This window comes from Aeromicrobium sp. (genome assembly GCF_014378035.1).
Classification (GTDB): domain Bacteria; phylum Actinomycetota; class Actinomycetes; order Propionibacteriales; family Nocardioidaceae; genus Aeromicrobium.
In genome coordinates this window covers 1-4,474 of record NZ_JACMOM010000058.1, presented here as the reverse complement: position 1 = coordinate 4,474, position 4,474 = coordinate 1, and the positions used below count along the sequence as shown (strand labels likewise).

Here is a 4,474-nt window from a genome sequence, read left to right as displayed (position 1 = left end):
GGCTGAACTGGCCCAGGCTCATGAACGCGTCGATCGCGACGACGTCGCGCCAGCCCGCCTGCGGTCGCGGGACGAAGAACACCAGCGGCAGGGCCACCAGGGTGAACCGCATCGCGAGGAAGAGCAGCGGTGGGACGCCTTTGAGGCCCACGTCGATGACCACGAAGTTGACGCCCCACACCAGCATCACCAGGACTGCGAGCATGCTGTGCTTGGGCGACATGCCTCAATTCTCCCCTGCCGAACGATGTATCACCAGCGACGCTTGATGAATGGGATCACGGACGGGTGCTTCATGATTGATCGACTCGACGATTGACCTGGGCGCCCTGCGCTCGCTGATCGCCGTCCACGACCATGGCAGCGTCGTCGCTGCCGCGGCCGAGCTCGGCTTCACCCCGTCGGCAGTGTCGCAGCAGATCAAGCGGCTCGGGCGGCAGAGCCGGTCCCCGGTGCTCGAGCGGGTCGAGAACCTCCCGGCCGCCCCGGGTCCGCTGACCGGGTCGTTCCGCCTCGCCTCGTTCTCCAGCGCCTGCCGGGGCCTGGTCGCGCCGCTGCTGGCCCGGCTGCAGGTCTCGGCCCCCGAGCTCGAGGTCACGCTGCTCGAGAACGACCCGCGCGAGTCCGTCGTGATCGTCGTGATCGTCGTGATCGTCGAGCGTGGCGGCGCCGACCTTGCCCTCGTGCACGACTGGAACACACTGCCCCTGAACATCCCGCCGTCGCTGCCGCTCGTCCCGTTGTTCGCCGACCAGGCCGACGTCCTGCTGCCTGCCGATCACCCGCTCGCCGGACGTGACGAGCTCGAGACGACCGACCTGACTGGTGAGCGCTGGGTCAGCACGCACCCCGGAAGCATCTGCCACGAGTGGCTCGTCCAGATGTTCGCGGCGCACGGCACACGTCCCGACATCCGGTTCCACGATGCCGACTACAGCACCCACGCGGCACTCGTCAGCCACGGCGTCGCGGTCGCGCTGATGCCACGGCTCGGCCGGGTCCTGCTGCCGCCGGACGTACGCCTCGTACCGGTCGTCAACCCCACCCCGCGGCGCCAGGTCGGCTCGCTGTGGCGCCGCGCCAGCACCGAGAACCAGGCCCGCCAGCACGTGCAGACCAAGCTCGAGAAGCTCGTCGCCGACACAGCCACCCGGAGGGCCACTCGCCCGCCGGAGTGCCACGAGTCGAGGCCGGCGGCGGCGTCCGCGTAGGCAGCAAACACGCCTGCTGGGTCCACACAGTCCTCCGGCGTCATTGCGGAGCTAGCGTCGGCAGGCGCTCGCCACGGCGACGTTGTTGCGGGTCGGGTTGACCGTGGGGGTGGTAGTCAGGATCGGGTCGTCGGGCTGGCCCTTTCCGGTAACGAGGTCGGTCCGCACCGTGACTGTCTGGCCTGGCTCGAGCCGCACGGGCACGACGGTGACGTTGCGGCGTTCGTGCCGGGCCGACTGGATCGTCTGTGGATCGTCGTTGACGGTCACTTCGTCGATACGGCCACCATACGGCGCATACACGCGAACGTTGAGTCGCATGATGCCCTGCTTGCCGTCCTTGCTCGGTCCGGTCACCGAGTCCGGCAGACCCTTGCCACCCTTCGGCACCGTGGAACGGAGAACGGTGGTGGTCTGGATGGTCTGGACATCGCCACTCGAGCACACGTCGGTGTGCATGGACGACTTGTGGTCGAGGTAGTACTCGAGCTTCGTGGCGGTCGCATCGTTGAGGTAGATCCCGACGTGGGGCGTCGCTCCGGAGTCGCTGGCCAGCGTGCCGCCTACGCGGGTGTCGGACAGCACAGCCTGTTCCGTCTTGTCGTGCGACCAGACCAGGACGCGATTTTCCCGAGAAGACTTCACCAAGGCCGACAGCAACGTCTGTGGGTCGGCCTTGCCGGAGGAAACTGCGTCAAAGACCCTGGATGCGGCGTCCGCGAAGAAGGTGTCCTGGCTGAGGTTGTCGCCAGTTGCGAGATAGATCTTGTTGAGCAGGACCTCGACCGCATTCTTTGACGTGAGCTCAGCGTCGTTGCCGAGCTTGATCGGGCCGGTCGCCTTCAGGATGTATGACAGCGCCACCGGGTCTACGGAGATGACACCGTCGACCTCTTGATCTGATCTCTCCGCATACATGGCACGGTAGATCTCGCCGCTGCGGGCGAAGTCCGGGGTGAAGTTCGCGTCGGCCCAATATGAGGCCATGAGGTTCGAGTAGAGATTCTTCTCGTCCTTGGTCAGCGAGACGACTGGCTGATCGAAATAGCCGAACGAAGAGCCAGTTCCTTGCTTGGACAAGGAGACTTTGCCGTCTTCGGCCTTGACCACCGCGTATGCTCCGGCGATGCCGCCGGTCGACCGGGACTCTGCAAGATTCTGAAAAACGAGCAGATAACTTCTCGACCCCGTCGCTCCTAGCATCGTGGGCATGACCTTGGCCGCCGTCGCCCCGGAGGAGGCCGCTCGCTGTGCCTTGGCGAGCTTGGACTTGAGGTCTGACACCGGCCCTTGCAGCGGGCCGATGAGATCCGCGGCGTTCACGTCCTCGAGCTGCCGCATGCCTGACGTGAGCGACCGATCGGCCACGCTGAGCGCCGGAGCGATGTCCGCGATGGCCTTGACGTCAACCTTGCCGTCGGAGGGGCTGAACGCTTGGGTGTCGATCGAGTCGGCCGCATCGACGATTGGCTTGAGGCCCGTTCGCGAGAGCTCATGGAGCACGCGCGAGATGGTCTGCACTGCTTCGACGTTGTGGCCGAAGAACGGAGCGTGGGCGCCGGCATTCCAGAGGACTCCGCTGGTGTGCGACTCGGCATTGCCGGTGGATGACTCCAGCTTGCTGAGTGTGGTCCGAGCCGTCTTCACGTCGCCGGCAGAGACCTGGCTCTGCAGCTGTTGAGCCTGCGTCGCAGCGAGCTGCAGTGCGGACCGCGCCTTCACCGCCTGGTAGCCGAACAGCGCACCGATGCACAGCACGATGAGGCCGCCCGATGCGAGGGTCCATAGGGTTGCGCGTCGGCTGACGAAGGCGGGTGCGCGACGGGGCGATTTTCGCGAGCGTCGGCCAGCCATGGTCATCCCTCGAGTTTCATTGTGTGGCGTCGGTCAGGCAGAAAGGCGGTGACGAACTGATGCCCGGCCCCCGCGGATGCGGGAACCGGACATCAGGTCGGCTATTGCATGGTCAGGACTATGCCTTGACGCTCCTGCGGCGAGCCGCGAACGTGGCGCCCGCACCGATCAGGATGAGTGCGCCGCCGGCCCAGAGGTACTCGACGTCCAAGCCGCCGGTGTCGGGGAGGACGCCGCTCTCGTCAGTGTCGGCGCCGCCGACTGAGTCCTTGGCAAGAACGGTGACGGTGGCGGTGCGAGTCGCAGTCAGGACCGGCTTCTCGTCGTACGAGCAACGAACTGTCAGGGCGAAGTCTGTGTCCTTCTCGACTGAAGGAGCAGTGAACTCCGCGCTGATGTTCTCGCCTGAGGCAGACTCGGTCGATCCGTTGAATGCCGCCGTCCAGTCGCAGTCCGCATTTGACGAGGCCTTGACGGTGAAGGTGGAACCCTCGATCGGCGTCGAATCTGAAATCGCGAAATCGATGGTGGAGTCTTCGTATGCAGCCTGCGCTGATCCCGCTGTCATGATCGCGACAGCCGCCACCGACGCCGCTGCTGACGCGAGCTTCAGTTTGAGGTTGTGCATGTGATCCTCCGAGGGACTCAAAAATGTTGGTGGGAGTGCTGTAAATAAACAGTAGTGTGGCCGCACGCGGTTGTCGATAGCCACGTTTGTTGTCGGTAACCGCGCTCGTGCGCTCGTGATACTACCCTGCCGATTGGGTTTCCGATGAGAACCGGCCATAAGCTCTCGGCCTGGTGCGGTGCAGATCTCAACTCACAAGCAGGGCCGCGACCTGTCAGATCGCGCGATCGAGTCGGCGTTAGTGGTCGAGTCGGCTTTATCTGAGTGAAGTCGTTAGGGTAATCCCGACGACCGACGACAGGCAGGGCATGGAGCTTCAGGACTACACGCGAATCCTTCGGCAGCGCTGGCTGCTGATCGGGCTGGTGGCGATCGGCGCGATCGTGATCGCACTTCTCTACACAGCCACTGCGACTCGCATGTATCAGTCGTCGGCCCGGCTGTTCGTCACCACGTCACAGTCGGGCAACTCGGATGCCTACCAGGGCGGGCTCTTCTCGGAGCAGCGCGTGAAGTCCTACGCGAGCTTGTTGAACGGTGAGGAGATCTCGCGTCGCGTGGACGAAGAGCTCAATCTCGACGTGAGCCCGCGCGTGCTCGCCTCCAAGATCAAGGCTTCGGTCGAGCCAGACACAGTTGTCCTGCGGATCTCAATCACTGACACGTCTCCGGCCGAGGCAAAGCGGCTCACCCAGGCCACTGCCCAAGTCTTCGTCAAATATGTCGCCGAGCTCGAGACACCCCCTGGTAAGTCGGCGGCCCCAGTTAAGGCGTCCATCGT

Annotated in this window: 5 protein-coding genes; 2 read left to right on the top strand and 3 right to left on the bottom strand. The window is 64.7% G+C overall.

Features of this window, described 5'->3' with window-relative positions; all coding sequences use genetic code 11:
• Positions 1–223: EamA family transporter (locus tag H7290_RS03210; RefSeq protein WP_290512571.1), on the bottom strand; the 223-nt coding region annotated here is incomplete at its 3' end.
• Positions 224–299: 76 nt separating this feature from the next.
• Here H7290_RS03210 and H7290_RS03205 point away from each other — a divergent pair.
• The gene (locus tag H7290_RS03205) at positions 300–1,211 is read left to right on the top strand and encodes a LysR family transcriptional regulator (RefSeq protein WP_290512570.1); all 912 of its coding nucleotides are present in this window, start codon (positions 300–302) and stop codon (positions 1,209–1,211) included.
• Between the two features lie 51 nt (positions 1,212–1,262).
• On the opposite strand, the gene H7290_RS03200 is transcribed toward H7290_RS03205, so the two are convergent.
• Positions 1,263–3,071, bottom strand: a complete 1,809-nt coding sequence (locus tag H7290_RS03200) for a DUF4012 domain-containing protein (protein WP_290512569.1) — start codon at positions 3,069–3,071, stop codon at positions 1,263–1,265.
• A gap of 112 nt (positions 3,072–3,183) precedes the next feature.
• The gene (locus H7290_RS03195) at positions 3,184–3,693 is read right to left on the bottom strand and encodes a hypothetical protein (protein WP_290512568.1); all 510 of its coding nucleotides are present in this window, start codon (positions 3,691–3,693) and stop codon (positions 3,184–3,186) included.
• Between the two features lie 308 nt (positions 3,694–4,001).
• Here H7290_RS03195 and H7290_RS03190 point away from each other — a divergent pair.
• On the top strand, positions 4,002–4,474 hold a 473-nt coding region (locus tag H7290_RS03190), incomplete at its 3' end, for a Wzz/FepE/Etk N-terminal domain-containing protein (protein ID WP_290512567.1).